Annotated in this window: 14 protein-coding genes; 8 read left to right on the forward strand and 6 right to left on the reverse strand. The window is 61.2% G+C overall.

Features of this window, described 5'->3' with window-relative positions; genetic code table 11:
• Positions 1-2 precede the first annotated feature (2 nt).
• On the reverse strand, positions 3-374 hold the full coding sequence (locus E8K79_RS03260; protein WP_136513460.1) for a pyridoxamine 5'-phosphate oxidase family protein: 372 nt from the start codon (positions 372-374) through the stop codon (positions 3-5).
• 62 nt (positions 375-436) lie between these two features.
• On the opposite strand from E8K79_RS03260, the gene pdxR reads away from it, so the two are divergent.
• The 4 genes from pdxR (at position 437) to E8K79_RS03280 (ending at position 4,927) form a co-directional block, all read left to right on the forward strand.
• Positions 437-1,831: a MocR-like pyridoxine biosynthesis transcription factor PdxR gene (pdxR, locus tag E8K79_RS03265; RefSeq protein ID WP_136513461.1), complete on the forward strand. Its 1,395-nt coding sequence runs from the start codon at positions 437-439 to the stop codon at positions 1,829-1,831.
• A 162-nt stretch (positions 1,832-1,993) separates the two neighbouring features.
• On the forward strand, positions 1,994-2,491 hold the full coding sequence (locus E8K79_RS03270) for a cytochrome C (RefSeq protein ID WP_136513462.1): 498 nt from the start codon (positions 1,994-1,996) through the stop codon (positions 2,489-2,491).
• A gap of 168 nt (positions 2,492-2,659) precedes the next feature.
• On the forward strand, positions 2,660-3,898 hold the full coding sequence (locus E8K79_RS03275; protein WP_136513463.1) for an MFS transporter: 1,239 nt from the start codon (positions 2,660-2,662) through the stop codon (positions 3,896-3,898).
• Between the two features lie 156 nt (positions 3,899-4,054).
• Positions 4,055-4,927: an EamA family transporter gene (locus E8K79_RS03280; protein ID WP_136513464.1), complete on the forward strand. Its 873-nt coding sequence runs from the start codon at positions 4,055-4,057 to the stop codon at positions 4,925-4,927.
• Here the strand turns inward: E8K79_RS03280 and E8K79_RS03285 are convergent.
• From E8K79_RS03285 to E8K79_RS03300, 4 genes are all read right to left on the reverse strand, one after another.
• Complete coding sequence (locus E8K79_RS03285) at positions 4,924-5,838, reverse strand: carbohydrate kinase family protein (protein ID WP_136513465.1); 915 nt, start codon at positions 5,836-5,838, stop codon at positions 4,924-4,926. The genes E8K79_RS03280 and E8K79_RS03285 overlap by 4 nt on opposite strands.
• A gap of 75 nt (positions 5,839-5,913) precedes the next feature.
• Positions 5,914-6,375 carry an RrF2 family transcriptional regulator gene (locus E8K79_RS03290; protein WP_136513466.1) on the reverse strand — a complete coding sequence of 154 codons (462 nt, stop codon included), beginning with the start codon at positions 6,373-6,375 and terminating at the stop codon, positions 5,914-5,916.
• Positions 6,376-6,388: 13 nt separating this feature from the next.
• Entirely contained in the window at positions 6,389-7,840 is a 1,452-nt protein-coding gene (locus E8K79_RS03295) for an SLC13 family permease (RefSeq protein ID WP_136513467.1), read from the reverse strand.
• Between the two features lie 42 nt (positions 7,841-7,882).
• The gene (locus tag E8K79_RS03300; protein ID WP_136513468.1) at positions 7,883-8,686 is read right to left on the reverse strand and encodes a hypothetical protein; all 804 of its coding nucleotides are present in this window, start codon (positions 8,684-8,686) and stop codon (positions 7,883-7,885) included.
• 350 nt (positions 8,687-9,036) lie between these two features.
• Here E8K79_RS03300 and E8K79_RS03305 point away from each other — a divergent pair, with 350 nt between their 5' ends.
• The 3 genes from E8K79_RS03305 to E8K79_RS03315 all read left to right on the forward strand — a co-directional run bounded on the left by E8K79_RS03305 (position 9,037) and on the right by E8K79_RS03315 (position 14,566).
• A complete protein-coding gene (locus tag E8K79_RS03305) occupies positions 9,037-10,677 on the forward strand; it encodes a mucoidy inhibitor MuiA family protein (protein ID WP_136513469.1) in 1,641 nt (546 codons plus the stop codon).
• A gap of 240 nt (positions 10,678-10,917) precedes the next feature.
• Positions 10,918-13,914, forward strand: a complete 2,997-nt coding sequence (locus E8K79_RS03310; RefSeq protein ID WP_136513470.1) for a BamA/TamA family outer membrane protein — start codon at positions 10,918-10,920, stop codon at positions 13,912-13,914.
• A 49-nt stretch (positions 13,915-13,963) separates the two neighbouring features.
• Positions 13,964-14,566: a short chain dehydrogenase gene (locus E8K79_RS03315; protein WP_136513471.1), complete on the forward strand. Its 603-nt coding sequence runs from the start codon at positions 13,964-13,966 to the stop codon at positions 14,564-14,566.
• Positions 14,567-14,757: 191 nt separating this feature from the next.
• Here E8K79_RS03315 and E8K79_RS03320 read toward each other — a convergent pair whose 3' ends face one another.
• The gene (locus E8K79_RS03320) at positions 14,758-16,191 is read right to left on the reverse strand and encodes an ammonia-forming cytochrome c nitrite reductase subunit c552 (RefSeq protein WP_407925472.1); all 1,434 of its coding nucleotides are present in this window, start codon (positions 16,189-16,191) and stop codon (positions 14,758-14,760) included.
• Positions 16,192-16,478: 287 nt separating this feature from the next.
• Between E8K79_RS03320 and E8K79_RS03325 the strand changes: the two genes are divergently transcribed.
• On the forward strand, positions 16,479-18,464 hold the full coding sequence (locus E8K79_RS03325; RefSeq protein ID WP_136513473.1) for a methyl-accepting chemotaxis protein: 1,986 nt from the start codon (positions 16,479-16,481) through the stop codon (positions 18,462-18,464).
• The last annotated feature ends 30 nt before the right edge of the window (positions 18,465-18,494 follow it).

An 18,494-nucleotide genomic window follows, 5' to 3' on the forward strand; every position in this document is an offset into this window, starting at 1 on the left:
CCCTACCAGGTCTGCGTCACGGTATCGGGGGTAACCACAAACGCGGCGCGCAGCCAGCTGAACTTCGCCTTCATCAGATCGTACTCCTCTCCCGAGGTCAGAAAGGCCGCCTTGCCACGAATCAGAAAACCGGCGCCCGGACCGTGCAATCCCTGCACCTTGCTGCTCCCGACGGTGATGAGGACTTCCGGGTTGAATGCAACGTTGGCTTCGGTTTTCTGCATGTAGCCTGCGGGGATCAGCAGGTGCCCGTCGGCGGTCACCCGGATGTAGCTGTTCCAGGTATTCACCATGTGCGGCCCGTCCTCACCCAGCGTGGCTATGGCGACAACTCCATCCTGCTTCAGAATCTCAAGCAATTTTTCTGCAACCATTTTGTTTTGTTTCTCCTTAGTTGTTATGCGGGCATGACGCCCGTTGATTCAGGGATACCACCATGTTCATCCTAAGTGACAGTACTCCGCTTCCCTTCTATAAGCAGCTCTACAACCAGATCAGGGAGAAGATCCTTGCCGGCAGCCTCACGCCGGACCAGAAACTCCCCTCGGTCAGGGATCTGGCTGCGGAACTTTCCACCAGCCGCAACACGGTGGACGCAGCGTACCAGGAGCTCTACTCCGAAGGTTTCATCTACAGCCGCGAACGTAGCGGGTATTTCGTATCGCCTCTCGAGCGGGGTTTCGCCTCAGCGCTCCCCTACCCTTCACCCCGCCGTTCCCACTCCGGGAAACCCGATCAGCTGCGTTACGACTTTCACCCGGCACGCCTTGCGCCTGGGACTTTCCCCGTGGCGCAGTGGCGCAACTGCTACCTCGAGGCGCTGCGAGATTGCGCCGATTCTCTCACCACCTACACGGACCCGCAGGGAGATTGGGCGCTGCGGACGAACCTGCGCGAGTACCTGGAGCGGTCACGCGGCGTCATCTGCGACGAGGCGCAGATCATCATCACCTCGGGGCTGCAGCACGGCCTGGAGCTTTTATGCCGCGTGATGCGGGAACGTCGTCCGGCGGTCGCGCTGGAAGAGCCGGGCTACCACCTGCCGAGGGCGGTGTTCGCGAACAACGGTTACCAACTGCACCAGGTCGCGACGCTCCCCTCCGGTATCGACATCGACCATCTCAGATCGACCGGAAGCGGCATCGTCTACGTCACCCCGTCGCACCAGCTACCCTTGGGGCACGTGATGCCCGTCGCCAATCGCCTCAAGCTGATCGAGTGGGCGCAGACGGGGGACAACCTCATCCTCGAAGACGACTACGACAGCGAACTGCGCTACCACGGCAAGCCGATCTCGTCGTTGCAGGGGCTGCGTCCCGACGGCAACATCGTCTACCTCGGCACCTTTTCCAAGGTGCTCTCGCCGACCCTGCGCCTGAGCTACATGGTGCTGCCGCGCCCCCTGCTTCCCGCCTACCGGGCACACTTCGGAAACTACTTCTCCACGGTGCCGCTGCTGGAGCAAAGGTGCATGGCTAAATTCATGGAGCAGGGGTACTGGGAGCGCCATGTGCGGCGCATGAGGACGCTGTACCAGCAAAAACACGACCTGCTACTCGCCGCGATCGGGCGGGAGTTCGGCGCAGACGGCGTGGTGCTCGGGGCCGACGCCGGTCTGCACGTGGTACTGCGCCTTGTTTCCGAGAACCCGGGAGAGGCCGAGATCCTGCACCGGGCCAAGGGTAGCGGGATGCGACTGGTCCCATTCTCGCAGATGTGCGCCGGAGACCCGCCTGCGGAGACCCACCTGCTTTTGGGCTTTGGCGGGTTGCTTCCGGAACGGATCGATGAAGGGGTTGCCCTGCTTCGTACACTGTGTAAGGGAAGATAACTAAAACTCAAAAACGGCAACAGGTGCAGTTTTCAACTAAATCATGGGGGCAGTAGATACAGATACGCCTTCCCTTTTCCTACAACGCTTGCTGCGTGACGACATCCCCAATGGTACAATCGTGCAGGTTTCTATCTCTAAGCCAATCAGGGGGGGCGAAGCATGGCTTTACTGCGCAGGACCATCGCATGGGCGCTGCTTGTGACGGTAGCAGCATCGACACAAATGGCATGGGCGGCCGGGAAGAGCACAAGTAGTTCAGGCGCAATCGAGCGGGGACGCTATCTCGTGAGGATCGGCGGCTGCAATGACTGTCATACGAGCGGCTATGCCATGACCGCCGGTAAGGTTGCTGAAGAGCAGTGGCTGACCGGCGACCGGCTAGGGTGGAGGGGGCCATGGGGCACCACGTACCCCGCGAACCTCAGAAACTTCATGGCGCAGATGACGGAAAAGCAGTGGCTCAGTTTCGCTAGTACCATTGAGACCAGGCCACCCATGCCATGGTACGACCTGCGCGCCATGTCCCGGGAGGACCTGAGCGCGATCTACCGCTACGTGAAGGCGTCCGGGCCCAAGGGCGAGGCGGCACCGGCGTATCTCCCTCCCGAGCAGGAGCCCCAGGGCCCCTTCATCCTCTTCCCGCAACCGCCGAAGTGATCTCCGGTCAGGCGGGAGTTGCACCTGCAGCTCCCGCCACCGTCCCACCCGCTGCGGCGGTAAAATCCCTCCTTGCCTGTATTCTCGTTGACTTGCCTCCGTTGGCCGGTGTATTAGAGTAAAAATTCTAATGTTTGGATGAACAACAACGAGCTTCCGGAGCATGCCATGACCGCATCATCACAAGCTTCTCTGCGCCAGGTGCTGGGGCTACCAGTCATCGTCGCCGCCTTAGGCTATTTCGTCGATATCTACGATCTCGTGCTCTTCAGCATCGTGAGGGTGCCGAGCCTAAAGGGAATCGGCCTTGCCGGGCAGGAACTGATCGACAAAGGGGTCTTCCTGCTGAACATGCAGATGGCGGGGATGCTGCTGGGGGGAATTCTCTGGGGGATCCTCGGGGACCGCAAGGGACGCCTGAAGATCATGTTCGGCTCGATCTTCATCTATTCCCTCGCCAACCTGGCTAACGGCATGGTCGGCTCCATCGAAGCCTACGCGGCATTGCGGTTTTTGGCCGGCGTCGGCCTGGCGGGCGAACTGGGCGCCGGCATCACCCTAGTATCCGAGGTGCTGCATCGCTCCATCCGCGGCTACGGCACCATGATCGTCGCCACGGTCGGGGTATCCGGAGCGATCCTTGCCAACTTCGTCGCCAGGGAGTTCGACTGGCGCACCGCCTTCGTCATCGGCGGCGTGCTGGGCCTCATGCTGCTCGTACTGCGGCTTTCCGTCGCCGAGTCCGGCATGTTCAAGGGGATGGAAGGGGCCTCGGTTTCCAAGGGGAACTTTCTCGCCCTCTTCACCTCGCGCGACCGCTTCGGGCGTTTCCTGCACTCCATCCTGATCGGGCTCCCCTCCTGGTTCGTGGTAGGCGTACTGATCACCTTCTCGCCGGAATTCGCCAAGGCCCTCGCCGTGCAGGGGAACGTGAACGCGGGGAACGCGGTGATGTACTGCTACCTGGGCCTGGTAGGAGGAGACCTCGTGAGCGGCGTCCTGAGCCAGTTGATGCAAAGCCGCAAAAAGGTCGTGCTCCTGTTCCTGCTGCTCACCGTCTTAGGAGTGGCAGTCTACTTCAACGCCTCAGGCGTGAGTGCCGGTGCCTTCTACGGGATCTGCTGCCTGCTAGGCTTCGGCATCGGTTACTGGGCCATCTTCGTCACCGTGGCCGCGGAGCAGTTCGGCACCAATCTGCGAGCGACCGTCGCCACCACCGTCCCCAACTTCGTTCGCGGCATGACCATCCCCATCACCATGCTCTTCCAGGTGGCGAGAAAGAGCATGGGACTGGAGGCAGGCGCCATCGCCGTAGGAGTGGCGACCCTCGCCATAGCGCTCTTCTCCCTTTCGCGCCTGCAGGAGACCTTCCACAAGGATCTCGATTATTTCGAGGAGTTCATTTAGACCAAAAGACTTAACGCAAAGACGCAAAGGCGCGGAGACGCGAAGAAAAGCCGATATAAGGTACAACCAAAAGTAAGGTCTTTATCTTTGCGTCTTTGCGTTAATGCCTTTGCTTCCTGACAACAGGCGTTCACACACCCAGGAGTTCCCCAGCACATGCACCAGGACCAGAGCCGCCACACGCTGCGCACTTCGCTCATCACCGCCATCGCGCCCTGCATCTGGGGCAGCACCTACGTGGTCACGACGCAGATGCTGCCGCCCAACCATCCCCTGACCGCGGCGCTTTTACGCGTACTCCCCATCGGCGTCCTCATGGCACTCGCGCTGCGCACCCTTCCCAAGGGAGAATGGTGGTGGCGCCTTTTGTTCCTGGGGCTCTTGAACATCGGCGTCTTTCAGGCGCTCCTCTTCATCGCCGCCTACCGCCTCCCCGGCGGCGTGGCCGCGACGGTAATCGCCACCCAACCGCTTGCCGTGATCTGCCTCTCCCGGGTACTTTTGCAGGCGAAGCACTCGCGGCTTGCCTGGGCAGCGGCAGGGACCGGGGTGATTGGCGTTGCGCTTCTCGTCCTCACGCCGGCTGCCCGGCTCGACGCCATCGGGGTCGCCGCAGCCTTTGCCGGCGCCGGGTGCATGGCGCTCGGGACCGTGCTCACCAAGCGCTGGACCTCGCCGATGCCGCTCGCCGCCTACACCGCGTGGCAGCTGGTCTTCGGCGGGCTCTTCCTGCTCCCCTTCGCGCTTCTCTTTGAGGAACCGATCACGCACCTCACCGCCATGAACGTCATGGGATACGCCTACCTCGGCATCTTCGGGACGGGAATCACCTACATGATCTTCTTCTGGGGGATAAGGCGGCTGCAGCCGTCGGCGGTCTCCCTGCTCGGGCTCTTAAGCCCGGTCATGGCGACGCTGCTCGGCTTTCTCGTGCTGGGGCAGCGGCTTACCCCGCTGCAATTGTTGGGAGGAGGACTGGTCTTGTGGAGCATCTGGGCGGGACAGCAGCCGGCATCGGAGCGACGCTAGGACCGCTCGAGGAGGAAGGATTCGATTTCGGCAAGGGTGGGAAGTGCGGCACGGCCGCCCAAGGCGCGCGTGTTGAGAGCTCCGACGGCACTTGCCATGCGGGCGGAATCACGCAGGGCATAGCCGCTGGCCAAGGCGAAAAGGAAGGCGCCGTGGTAGGCATCCCCCGCTCCGGTTGTGTCGACCACGTGTTCGACCGGAAAAGCGATTTGGTGGAACTGCTCCCCCCCCCTGGCAGCGACGTGGCTTCCGTCGGTGCCGCAGGTAACGGCGACGACGCCTGGGCCCGACTCGACGAGCGCGAGTGCCGCTTTCCCGGGATCGGCTGCACCGGTGAAGGCAGTGGCGTAGTCGTGGGCGACTATGCAGATGTCGACGAGCGGCATCAGCTCGCGGTGCGCGGGCTGGAATCGGTGCGAGCCGCCGTCGAAGGAGATCCTTACCCCTGCCTCCCGCGCGACTCTTGCTGCGCGCAGCGAGGCATCCCAGTGGCGGCCGTTCAGGTGCAGAATGCGGGCGGCTCGGATTGCATCCACCGCAAGGTCGGCGGCATCAAGCTCGCCGCAGTCGCCCGGGGCGAAGGTGATGGCCCGGGCACCGTCGCGTCGCCGGACCAGGATGCTCGCCTGCGAAGAGCTTTTACCTTGCACTGTTGCGATGCCGGAGGTATCCACCCCTTCGCGGCCGAACTCCTCGAGGATCATCCTGCCGAAGAGATCGTCTCCCAGCCAGTCGAGCATGGCCGTTTTCGCTCCCAGCCGCGCCAGGGCTACCAGCGCCGTTGCCACCGGCCCTCCGCCCGCCACCGCCGTCGCATGCGCCTTCTGCACCAACTCTCCACCCGGCAGCTCATCGACCACCATCAGGAGATCGATGGTGGAGACGCCGAGGCCGACCACATCGTATTTCATCGCCGCTCCCCTTGTTCGATATGAACGCTGAGCAATATACGGCGATACCGACGTCGATGTAAAGGGAGTCCCGTGTCAGATGCAGAAATCGACCACGTCCGGTCCCTGGGCACCGGCCCGGTCGATCTTCTCCAGCACGTCGGCGAGCGTGGTCCCGTCGAGGATCCTGGCCATCTCGTCGCGCACGTCCTTCATCACGAGCCTTATGCCGCAGGTGAGCTCACTGCCGCACTCGGTGCATCTGGCATAGGCCATCTCGCTGACGCAGGGGACCGGGGCGAGCGGCCCCTCCATGAGGCGGATCGCCTGGCCGAAGGTGATCTTCTCGGGCGGACGCCCAAGCGAGTACCCGCCTCCCCTTCCCTTGCGGCTTTGCAGCACCCCCGCGTTTTTCAGGTTGAGCAGGATGTTCTCCAGGAACTTCTTCGGAATCCTCTCCTCGCGCGCGAGGTCGGCAATCAGGATCGGCCCCTGCTTGTAGCGTCGTGCCAGGTAGATAAGCGCCTTCAGGCCGTATTTCGTTTTCTTTGAAATCATGCGGGTATTCCTGTCAGATCTTCAGACCTAGTACCGGCCAGACAAACACCACCGACCCCATGAAGAGGAGCCACGACACGGCCATGACCACGCCTCCCGCCACGATGATGTCGCGGCTTTTGAGGTAGCCGGATGCATAGGCGATGGCGGTGGCGGGCGTCCCCATGGGGAGGCAGTAAGCGAGCCCTGCGGGAAGCGCGATGGATAGGGTCATCACCTTGGGGTCCATCCCCATGGTCTGGCACAGCCCCATCCCGACCGGCATCAGGATGGCGACCACGGCGGCGTGGCTGATGCACTCGGTCACTAGGATCGCTACCAGCGAGATCACCGCGATCACCGCAAGCGGCGCGTGCGCGTGGTCCCCCATCCCCTTTTTCACCACCCAAACCGCCGCCCCGGTTTTTTCCAGTGCGGAGGCGAGCGCTATGGTGCCGCCGTACATCAGGATGATCCCCCAGTTGACGTACTCCTCTATCTTCTGCCAGGAAACGACCCGGAAGGTGAACAGCGCGGCAGCACCTAGGATGGCGATGGCAGCAAGGCCCGTCTTCTCGCCGAGGAACATCCAGCACCCGACCGTCCCCACCATGACGAGCGCGGTCAGGATCTCGTCGCCGCTGATCTTCCCCATTTCTATGCGTTTGCCGTTCAGAAATTTAAGTCCCACTTCAACATCGTCGATGTCGGGAGGGAAGAACCTCAAGAGGATCACGAATCCGAGCACGAGGAGCGGCAGGACGATCATGCAGGCGGCGGTGGACCACTCCACGAAGGAGAAGTGAAGTCCGGTAGCCTCTTTCAGAAGTCCGGCCGCGAGCGGTGCGCGGGCACCTCCGAGGAAGGTGGCGATGCCGCCGATGATGCATCCCCACGCCATGGACATGAAAAGGAGCCTCCCGAAACGGCTCTTACCCTTCTCGAGGCGCAGCGCAGTGGTGAGTTCCGTCACCACCGGGAAGAGCATGGCGGCCACGGCGTGCTCGCTCATGATGAAGGAGAGGAAGGCGGACAGAAGGAATACGGTCAAAGCGAGCCTGGTCGGGGTCCGGCCGAAGCGGGCGAGCATGGCCCTCGCGAGGCGGGCCGAAATGCCGGTGCCGGTCATGGCGGCGGCAAGGATGAAGGCGCCGAGGATGAAGAAGACGGATTCGTTCCCGAACATCGAGTAGGTCTTCTTCGCGTCCATGATGCCGAGAAGCGGGAGCATGACCATGGACAAAAGGGCGGTGACCGCGATGGGGAGCAGTCCGGAAATCCAGAAGAAGACTGTGGCGCCGAAGAGAACCAGCGCCCGATAACCTTCCACGGAGAGGCCCTCGGGAGGATTCAGGCGAACCAGCACGGCGATGACCAGCACCACGGCGGCCATGACCTGGTAGCGCGCGGTGCGGTCCAGCAGGATGAGCCACATGGGACGGTTGTCGATCTTGAGCGGTTTTTCTAGGAGGTGGTTGTTTTCCATTGGTGCGACGTGCCCTCTTGCGGATCTATTTCATGACAGGGACTACAGTCCGGACGACTCGAAAGATTCTGCCACTTCCTTCACGCGCAGCAAGCGCCTGAGGTCGGAGGTGGCCAGCAAGCGACGGTCCTCAACGCTGTCGATGAAGCCGCGCAGTATCCCCTTACGCGAAGCAGGCGCCAGGGGGGTGATCAGATAGATGAGCGGCAGCAGCGGCTTGACCAGCACCTTTTTCTCTCGCCACCCGGACTGCAGGTAGCCGAACAGCTGGGTGAGGTCCTTCTCGGCACCCCTGGCAGCGTCTCCCGACAACTCAACGAGCGGGACGATGCCATCCTCCAGCAGGACATCGATCCCCGCTTTGATGGCAGCGGGAGTTTCCTGGGCCGCAGCAAGGGTTGAGACGACGGACCACCTGGGAAATATGGTGCGGGCGTATGCTAGGGCCTTAAACCGCTCTTCGTGATCGCCCCCCTCGACTGCCGCGTGTGCGCGACGGTCAACGTGCAGGGGGATGTCGAGAATGTCGATGCCGGCGGCGTAGGCGCGATCGATCATCTGCGGCGTCGCCGCGAAGTCGAGCCTGCCGGTCAGGCGGGCATTGAAGTTCTTCTTGATGAGACGGGCAAGGTTCTCGCCGCTTGCGAAGCGGTCCCGCTCACCAAAGGTGAGGTGGAAAAGGGTGGCGTTGCTCTGGTAATGACTCTCGTACAGGGTCTCTATGGTCTGGCGCTCGGGAAGGTTGCCACCTATGAAAAAAACGTTCTCCTCCCGCCGCAGTGCGTCCGGAGAAAACGGAGAAGTCCGGGCTGCCAGCTCCCGCATTTTATTCTCGTCTATCCTCATGGCCCCTCCCCCACCGTCGATTCGAAAAGCGCAAAGCACACCTGTGCGTGCAATTTTAGGCAAGATACGTTATTCAACCAATTCAGTCAACAAAAATAAATACATTGCCTACAGCATAAGTAGAGTATTCAAATATCGTAGAATATCGTCATCTTACCACCAAACAATGCGTGCAGATCGAGACAGCCGCACGGAAACTGCAGGTTCTAGCGTCGCGCACCGCAGGCCTGAGCCCATTCTCATTGACTTGCCGTCACGGACGCGCTATAGAAACAGGGATTTTGCAAGCCATCACAAGAGGATATCCATCCGCCGTACACGATAACCGATACTAGGAACCGAGGTGTCAAATGCATGCTTTAAGATTGTTCCTGATCACCCTCCTGCTTGCCTGGCCGCTTTCCCTGCACGCCGCTACCGGTACGCTGCAAGCACAGTCGAGGATCACGGCGGTCACGGTGTTCTCCGACCGCGCCCAGGTTACGCGTCAGGCGTCCCTCACCCTCAGGCCAGGCATGAACCTGGTGAACTTCGACGACATGCCGCAGCTCATGATGGAGGAATCTCTCAGGGCCGAGGGGAAGGGATCCGGCCGCGCACGCATCGCCGGCATCTCGGTGAAAAAGGTCTTCCTGGACCGGACCCGTGAAAAACGGGTTCGCGAACTTGAGGACGAGATCGTGCAGCTCACCCGCAAGGTCGAGAGCATCGAGGCGCGCCGCAAGGCACTCGCGGCGCAGAAGGCGTTTGTCGATTCGATCCGGGTCGGCTATGGAGAAAGGATCTCGAAGGAGATCGGCGCAGGAAAGCCGATCACCGGCGAACTCGACCAGGCGATGCGCTTCGTCGGTGAGAACACCGGCAAGATCGAAGAGAAAATCTACGACACGGAAGCGGAGAAGCGTCCCCTGCAGGACCGCATCGCCGCCCTGAAAAAGGAGCTGGAGCAGAACCGGACGGACGGGATGAAGGAGGTGCGCTCGGTTCAGGTCGCGATCGAGGCCGAGCGCGAGATGAAGTTCGACATGGAGCTCAGCTACCTGGTGCCGCAGGCGACATGGATCCCGACCTACGACGTGCGGCTCGCCCCGGACGGTAAAGAGGCGGAGCTGGTCTATCGCGCGCAGATTTGGCAGATGACCGGTGAAGACTGGCCCGGCGTGAAGCTTACCCTCTCCACCGCAAGCCCCGCCTCCGGCGGCGGCGCTCCCGAGCTTTTCCCGTGGCGCGTTTCTTTCTACGAGCCGCCACGTCCTATTCCTTACCTGCCGCGCGCCAAGATGGAGATGGCTGCGCCCGCGTACGGCGCGGCCCCGGCGGCACCCGCCGAGGACCGGATGCAGCAGGCGGAGTTCAGCGCGGCCCAGGTGGCACAGGGACAGACCTCGGTACAGTTTCAGGTGGTACAGCCGGTGGACGTCACTGCCGACGGCAGCCACGCGCAGAGCGTGATCGCGACGGAGAAGCTCCTGGTCACCGTCGGCTACGAAACGGTGCCCAAGCTCTCGCCGCGGGTCTATCTAAAGTCCACCGTCACCAACCGCACCGCTTATCCTCTTCTTGCCGGCGAGATCAACATCTTCAACGACGCCGTCTTCGTGGGCAAAAGCCAGTTGAAAACGGTCGCTTCCGGCGAGGATTTCGACCTTTACTTCGGCAGCGATGACCAGGTGAAGGTGAAGCGCGAAGTGGCAAGGGTGAAGAAAAAAGGCGGCCTCATCGCCGACAGCAGCGTCACTTATCACGTCGACATCGAGCTGCAGAATTTCAAGAGCCGCCCGGTTTCTGTGGAACTAAAAGACCAGAAACCGCTGCCGGGGAACGCCGAGATTGCGGTCAAAGTTGAAGAACTAACACTGAAACCGGCGGAGACCAAGGAAGACGGCACCATTATTTGGAAACTCGAGCTTGCACCGGGCGAGAAGCGGAAGGTCTCCTACGACATCGTCATCGACTACCCGAAGGGGCGCGACCTGGTCGGGCTCGAGTAGGGTTCGTCCGGCAATCCCGTTAGTCTCGAAGAGTGAGCGGGTATCACGTTCCCCCCTTTGCGAAGGGGAAGCTTGCCCCCCGTAGCAGCCTCCGCGAAGGGGGAGCCTGCCCCCCGTAGCGGCCTCTGCGAAGGGGGGACAGGGGAGATTTGCCTTAGCTGAATCAGATAAGCATCAGCTGAGGCACCCCCGCGTCCATCCCCCGCAACCGCTATCCCACTACCGTTTGGAAAGGACATCATGAAATCTTTGATGCTTGCCGTCGTCACCCTCTTCTGTCTGGCAACCACCGCGCAGGCGGCCAAATTTGATACCAGGTTCACCTACTCCACCATCGAGACCGCTCACTTCGCCATCCACTACCACCAAGGACTGGAGGCTGCGGCGCAAAAGGCCGCTCGCCTGGCCGAGGAGGCACACGAAAAGCTCACCCATGAATTCAAGTGGCAACCAGCGGAAAAGACCCAGGTGATCCTGATCGACGACAGCGACTTCACCAACGGGCTCGCCATCACCATCCCGTACAACACGATCTACCTGCAGGTGGTCCCCCCTTCACTCGCCTCCACGCTCGGGGAGTACGACGACTGGATGAGGACGCTGATCACGCACGAGTATGCCCACATCCTCTCCGCCGACCCGGCGCGCGGCTACTCCAAGGTGACCCGCACCATTTTCGGCAAACCGCTTCCCTGGATGGATCCCATCGCCGTGGTCATGTTCCTCGCGACGGCACCGCCCAACACCTTCATGCCGCGCTGGTGGCACGAGGGAATGGCTACCTGGGCCGAGACGAAGTACACCGGCCAGGGGCGCGGCAAGGGGAGCTACTACGACATGATATTCCGTGCGGCCGTAGCGGAAAACAACCTCCCGGGTGTGGACCAGATCAACGGCGATGTGCCTTTCTGGCCCGCGGGGAGCCTCCCCTACATCTACGGCTACCGCCTGCAGCGCTACATCGCCGAGACCTACGGCGAGGACGCGGCAGGAAAGCTCACCCAGGCCCATGCCGGGCGTATCCCCTACACTATCAGCGCACCTGCCAAGAGGAACTTCAACGGCAATAGCTATCGAGATGTGTACGAGGATATGCTCGTGGCGCTGAGAAAGGAGCAAAGCGCAAGAATCGCCCTCCTCTCTCAGAAGCCCTTCACGACGCTGTCTCGCATCAGCGACGAAGGTGAAAATCTCACCTACCCGCGCTTTTCCCCGGATGGAAGCCGCATCGCATTCACAAGGCGCGACCCGCACGACCATGCATCTGTCGTGGTGACCGACGCCACCGGCCGGCACGTGCTGGCAAGTTTCAGGCGCCAGTTCTCCGACGGGAGCCTCAGCTGGTCGCCGGACGGCAAACGCATCTACTTCACCCAGGCCGAGATCACATGTGGTTTCGACCTGTACCAGGACCTCTACGTCCACGATCTCGACCATGACCGCACCGCGCGACTCACCGAGGGTGAGCGCCTCGGTGAAGTGCAGCTCTCCCCGGACGGGAAACTCTTTGCTGCGGTGCAAAGCGGCACCGGGAGCCAGAACCTGGTCCTCTTCGAAAGCGGAGCGGGACAGGAGAAGCCTAAACCTTCCCCGGTGACGCGTTACCAGGTGGAGCGGGTTTCCGCCCCGCGCTGGGCGCCCGACGGCCGCATGCTCAGCTACGTCCGGACCGACAATTACGGCCGGAGTTCCCTCATGATTTACGACATCGACCGGAAATCCGAGAGCGTCCTGATAAGCGCGGGGAACTCTCTCGCCTACCCCGCCTGGGCGCCCGACGGCTCGGTCGTATATTTCATCTCTGACGAGACCGGGGTCTTCAACGTCTTTGCCTATGATCTCAAGGCGCGCAAGAGCTACCAGGTGAGTCACCTGCTGACCGGCGCCCTGCAGCCTGAGCCTTCTCCCGACGGAAGCCGCATGCTGATTGCGCACTACACCTCGCACGGTTTCAGGATCGCGACATTCAACTTGGAGCGCTCGGCCTGGAGTGAAAGCCGCGGCCCCTCACTGCCGCTTACCCGCGCCCTCCCTACTTCTCCCGCATCGGAGCCGACCGCACCCGAAGGAGCCACACCCGTTACTGCGGTAACCCAGGCTGGGACAGCCCAGCCGACGACTGTCCAGACTGCCACCTCTCAAACTCCGGCGCTGCTCCCCTCCGCCTCATACACGCCGCTGAAGACTATCGCACCTCGCTTCTGGCTGCCGCGCTTCTACGCCGACGGCGAGGGGGTCGCCATCGGCGCCTATACCGCTGGAAGCGACGCGCTCGGCTACCACACCTACGCCGTAAGCGGCGCCTACAGTGACGGCCGTAAACGCGGCTATGGGAGCCTTATCTACCAGAACGACTCCTTCTACCCGACCTTCACCCTCCGGGCGCACAACGAACCGTTTCTGTACGGGGACCTTTACCAGACTGGCAACGACTACTACGAACTGAACCGCGGGGTGTCCGTCGAGGCCGCCGTCCCCCTGAACCGGCTGGAATCGCGCTACCGCCTGCGGGCCGGCTATGAACTTCTCGACCAGAAGGCCCTGAGCGACGTGGCGAACGACGGTACCTTCCATGGCGTTCCAGTCTTTCAGGGGCGCAGGGACAACCTCTTCGCCGGAATCGACTTCGACGACGTGCTGAAGTACCCCTATTCGATAAGCTCCGAGGAAGGGCGGAGGGTTTCGCTTTTGTACCGCCGCTTTGACAAAGGGTTCGGGAGCGACATCAACCTATCCGAGTACAGCGCGGCCTGGCAGGAGTACCTGCATCTGCCGATCAGGCAGCCGGGAAACCAGGTGCTGTATCTGCGCCTGGCCGGTGCCTTCGCCGATGGCGACCTGCAGTACGGCCAGCAGGCCTTCCAGTTGGGCGGTGCACCGTCCGACCTCAACCCGTACCCGCTGCGCGGCTATCCGCTCCGTTCCATGACCGGCAAGTACGTGGCAACGGGAACCATCGAATACCGGGCACCGATCATGTATCCCCTCTCCGGGCCGGGCACCGTTCCCGCCTTCGCAGAAAAACTGCACACCGCTCTCTTCGTAGACGCGGGCCAGGTTTGGGGCGGCCTGCGCCCCTTCGCAGCCGATGAAACGAGGGTCGGCGCGGGTGTCGAGTTGCGCGCCGATCTGACCATCGGCTACTGGGCCAAGGTCACCCCGGCACTAGGATTTGCTCACGGGTTCAACAAGAACGGCGAAGATCAGATATACTTCGCGCTGTACTTGGGGCTCTAAAGAGAGACACCGGGGCCCAAAAACCATAACCGCTTAACAGGAGGAACATATGCGGATTATCGTGGTGGGAGCGACAGGAACCATAGGGAAGGCAGTGGCGAAACTCCTGGCGACTGAGCACGACGTCGTCAAGGTCGCCTTTAGAAGCGGCGACCACAGGGTGGATATGTCGAGCAAGGAGTCCATCGAGCGGATGTTCCAGGAGGTGGGCCATTTCGACGCCCTCGCTTGCGCCGCAGGCGTAGCCCGTTTCGGGTCGCTGGCGGAACTTTCCGACGAGGACTTTCAGACCGGGCTGGCAGGCAAGCTGATGGGCCAGGTGAACCTGGTGCGGGTGGGGATGAACTACATCAGCGACAACGGTTGCTTTACCCTGACCAGCGGGGTCCTGAGCCATAGTCCGATGCCGGGGAGCGCCTCGATCAGCATGGTCAACGCCGGGCTCGAAGGTTTCGTGCGCGCCGCAGCGCTCGAGATGCCGCGCGGCATACGCATCAACGTGGTAAGCCCGCCGTGGGTGAAGGAAACCCTCGAAGCACTCGGGATGGACGCGACCGGGGGGATGCCCGCCGAGCAGGTGGCCCAGGCTTACTGGTCAAGCATCCACGGCACCCGCAGCGGCACCGTGATCAACGCCAAGGATTTCACCTAAGATAACGCGCCGATAAGCAAGGACAAAAAGGGCAACGGAGCGAGGAATTTCCCTCGCGATCCGTTGCCTTTTTTTATGCCTCACAGGTGGTGCCACACCTCCCCCCGGAGGGGGGAGGCCGGGAGGGGGGAAGAAGAATGCGCCCCCTCCCTAGCCCTCCCCCTCCGGGGGCGGGGACGGCTCCTCCACGTCTACCGCACTATGGTCGGCGGCTTCACCTCGTGTTCCGGCTTGAACTGGAGTTTCTTCGCACCGCGGTTGTTGAGGTACTTCGGAAGTTCGAGGTCGACCTTCTCGGGTACCTTCTCGCCGGCCTGGGCGAGGAGCTGGCGCAGGTGCATGTCAGCCGCGGAGGCGTGGTTCGCCGCATCCTCGAGGACCCGCATCCCTTCGGCGGGGTTGTGGAACCCGGTTGAGTTCTCGGCCCCCACGAACACGAGCCGGTAGAAGGCCTGCTCGTAATGCTCGCGCGCCATCCCGTACAACTCCTGGTCGATCTGCTTGCCCGCACTCCTCGCACGGTTCGCCATCTCGAACAGCTTCGCATTCGTGGCAACTGCGTACCCGGCTTTGAGATACCGGTCGGTGAAACGGTCCTGGATGTCGATTACCTTCTGCCTTAGCTGGACGGGAGTCTCGCCGTGGCAGGCGGCACAGGCGGACATGTTCCCCTTCAAGGGGCTCATGATCCTGTGGTCGGTGAGATCCTCGCCGTCCACGGTCATCACAGGCATATGGCAATCGGCGCAGGTGACGCCTGCCATGTAGTGCGGGCTCTGGTTCGAGTAGAACTCATACTCGGGGTGGCGGACAAAGCCAAGCTTGAAGCCGGTAACCGCCTGGACCCACTCACCGTTCGCAGGTGAGCTCTTGATCTGCTTGATGATGTTCTCGATGGTGATGTGCCCTTCCTGGCTACCCGCCCAAGGAAAGATCACGTTGGTGGAGTGCATGTCCTTGTCCTTCGGGATCATGTAGGTCACGTGACACTGGGCGCAGACGAAGGTGCGTTTTTGTTCCCTGGTCAGCTTCGTCTCGTCAAGTCCGATCTCCTTGAGCGCCTTGCCTAGCGTGAAGCCGCGCGAGATTTTCAGGGCCATCCCCTTGTTGTCGTGGCAATCGACACAGGCAACACCCAGGGTCTGCTTGTCCTTGGGAAGCCTTGCCAGGACCTCCTTGTACGGGGTCGGGAAATAGGCCGGTCCCATGTCCTTGGCAAGTTTGGGCGCGTAGGGAGTCTTGCAGGTGAGACAGGAGCCGCCCGCCTTGATCCTCCCGGGATCGACCTCGAGCTGGTCCTGCACCATATAATAGTGGCCGCGCGGCTCGTTGTACTCGGCCCCGAAGCCCCAGCCGTTGTATAAAAGCGCAAGGAAGGGATATTCGTCCAGTTTGTCGCGCCGCTCCTCACCGACGTCATACCCCCTCTTGTATTTGCTGAGACCTGCCGGGGTTGGTTCGCTGGTCAGCTTCCACTGCTGGTAGTGAATGGGATAGAGCTTGCCCCAGTGCGCCGGATCTATGGCGACATCGGCTGGATCTAACTTGCCTTCCGGGGCCATTTCGCTGGTCATGGGATCCATTCTTTTCTGCACGCACGCACTCCACATCAAAACCGCAGTCATAAGGGCGAAAACTGAAAGGTACCTTGCTTTCCTGCTACGCATTTGTGCCTCCTTTTGCTCAAGATTTGATTGGAAAACGCACCACAGTCTACCACCGATTCCGCAGTTGTCCTCCTCCGCGTCGTCAGGACGTCATAGGCACCGTACAAACTCGAATTCAGACGAAGGGGTGATGATTGTTATTTGACCTAAGTCAAAGATGTATACATATAAAGAAGTTACTAAAGTAACCGACAAGTATTTAGAGCTCATTTTCAATGGTTTTACTTATTACAACCGGGGGGCACATGTTACAGAACCTGAAGATTCGCTACAAATTGCTGCTGCTACTCGTCGTACCCTTGTGTGGCATGTTGATGTTCGCCTCCTGGGGGATAAAGAACAATTATGCCCTGTCACAGAGGATGGTTCAGACGGAGACCCTCACCAGATTCGCGGTGCAGGTCGGCGACCTGATTCACGAAATCCAGAAGGAACGTGGATATTCCTCGGGATTCATAAATACAAAGGGGACGAAGTTTGGTACGGAGCTGAACGGACAACGTGAAAAGGTGAATCAGAAACTTAACTCGGTAAAGCAAATATTTACCACAAACGCTTCGGCGCTTGCTGCGGCCGGGCCCGGGTTCGACACGGCCGGCACGGTGCTTTCCTCCCTCCAACAGACACGCGGCCGAATCGACGCGCTGCAGATTCAAGGCTCCGAGTCGTTCGCGTTCTACACGAAACTTGTCGATGCGTACACCAAGGTCATCGCCAAGGTGGCGACAACGAGCGGCGCGCCCGAGGTCATGAGGGAGGCGTCGGCCTACTACGCCTTCGTCAAGGCGAAGGAAGAAGCGGGAAAAGAGCGTGCTACGCTGAACGCGGTCTTGGGCGCGGACCGCTTTGACGACGAGACCTACCAAAGAACCTTCGATATCGCGGGCGCCCAGAAAACGTACCTTGAACAGTTCAGGACCTTCGCGCCGGAATCGGTCCTGCGTTCGTACGACGAGAAGTCGACGGGTCCGAGCTTCGAGAAAACCCGGCAGATTCGCGCGGCTGTGCTGGCCAAGGGGGTGAGCGGAGGGTTCGGCATCGCGCCGGAAGAATGGTTCGCCAGCGCTTCGGATAAAATAAACGTGCTGAAAGAGCTGGAGGATGAGCTGGCAAAAAGGATCATCGTGACCGCAGAAGGCCAGGCCGCCGAGGCGAGACACGCACTGCTCGTGGCTCTTCTGTCCACCTTCGCCCTCTGCGTGGTAACCGTCATCGTCTGTTTCATCATCATGCGCGGCATAACAAACCCCATCGCACAGCTCCTCGCGATGCTGAAAGACATCGCCCAGGGCGAGGGAGATCTCACCAGAAGGCTCACCGCCGAACGAAAGGATGAACTGGGAGAAGTAAGCCTCTGGTTCAACCGCTTTGTCGAGAACGTCCACGGCATCGTCGCTTTGATAGCCAAGAGTACCGTTGAAGTCTCGAGCGCCTGTCACCAACTTAGCAGCACGGCGGAACAGATAGCCACCGCTGCGGAGGAAGTCGCCTTCCAATCAGGGACCGCGGCAACCGCAAGTGAAGAGATGTCGGCGACATCGAACGAAATTTCCAGGAACTGCGGTGAGGCAGCGTCATCCTCCAAGCGTGCGACCGACACGGCACAAGGTGGCGCAGCAGTGTTGCACGAGACACTGCAGGGGATGGAAAAAATAGCGGCCAACGTCCGGGAGTCCGCCCGCACCGTATTGAACCTCGGGACCCGTTCGGACCAGATCGGCGAGATCGTGGGAACGATAGAGGACATCGCCGACCAGACGAACCTGCTTGCCTTGAATGCCGCCATCGAGGCGGCGCGTGCCGGCGAACAGGGGAGAGGTTTCGCCGTCGTTGCCGACGAGGTGCGCGCCCTTGCCGAGCGCACCACACGCGCGACCCGGGAGATAGCCGAGATGATAAAGACGATTCAGTCCGAGGCCGGGGGCGCCGTGGAAACCATGAATCAGGGTGTTGCCGAGGTGGAAAAAGGGATGGAGAGTTCCAGGAAATCGGGCGAGGCTCTGCACCGCATCCTGGAGGTGATCGACGAAGTGAACCGTGAAATCGACCTGATCGCGACGGCCGCTGAGGAGCAGACCGCGGTGACCGGCGAGATATCGACAAACGTGCACCAGATAAAGGACGTGGTCTCCGAGACTGCGCGCGGCGCGCACGAAACGGCGGACGCCGCGGCCCATCTGAACCGGATGGCGGACGACCTGCAAAAGATCGTGGCACGCTTCAGGCTGTAACGGGATTAGGCGCCCCGTCCCTGCTAAAGC

It is taken from the genome of Geomonas edaphica (assembly GCF_004917075.1).
Classification (GTDB): Bacteria; Desulfobacterota; Desulfuromonadia; order Geobacterales; family Geobacteraceae; genus Geomonas; species Geomonas edaphica.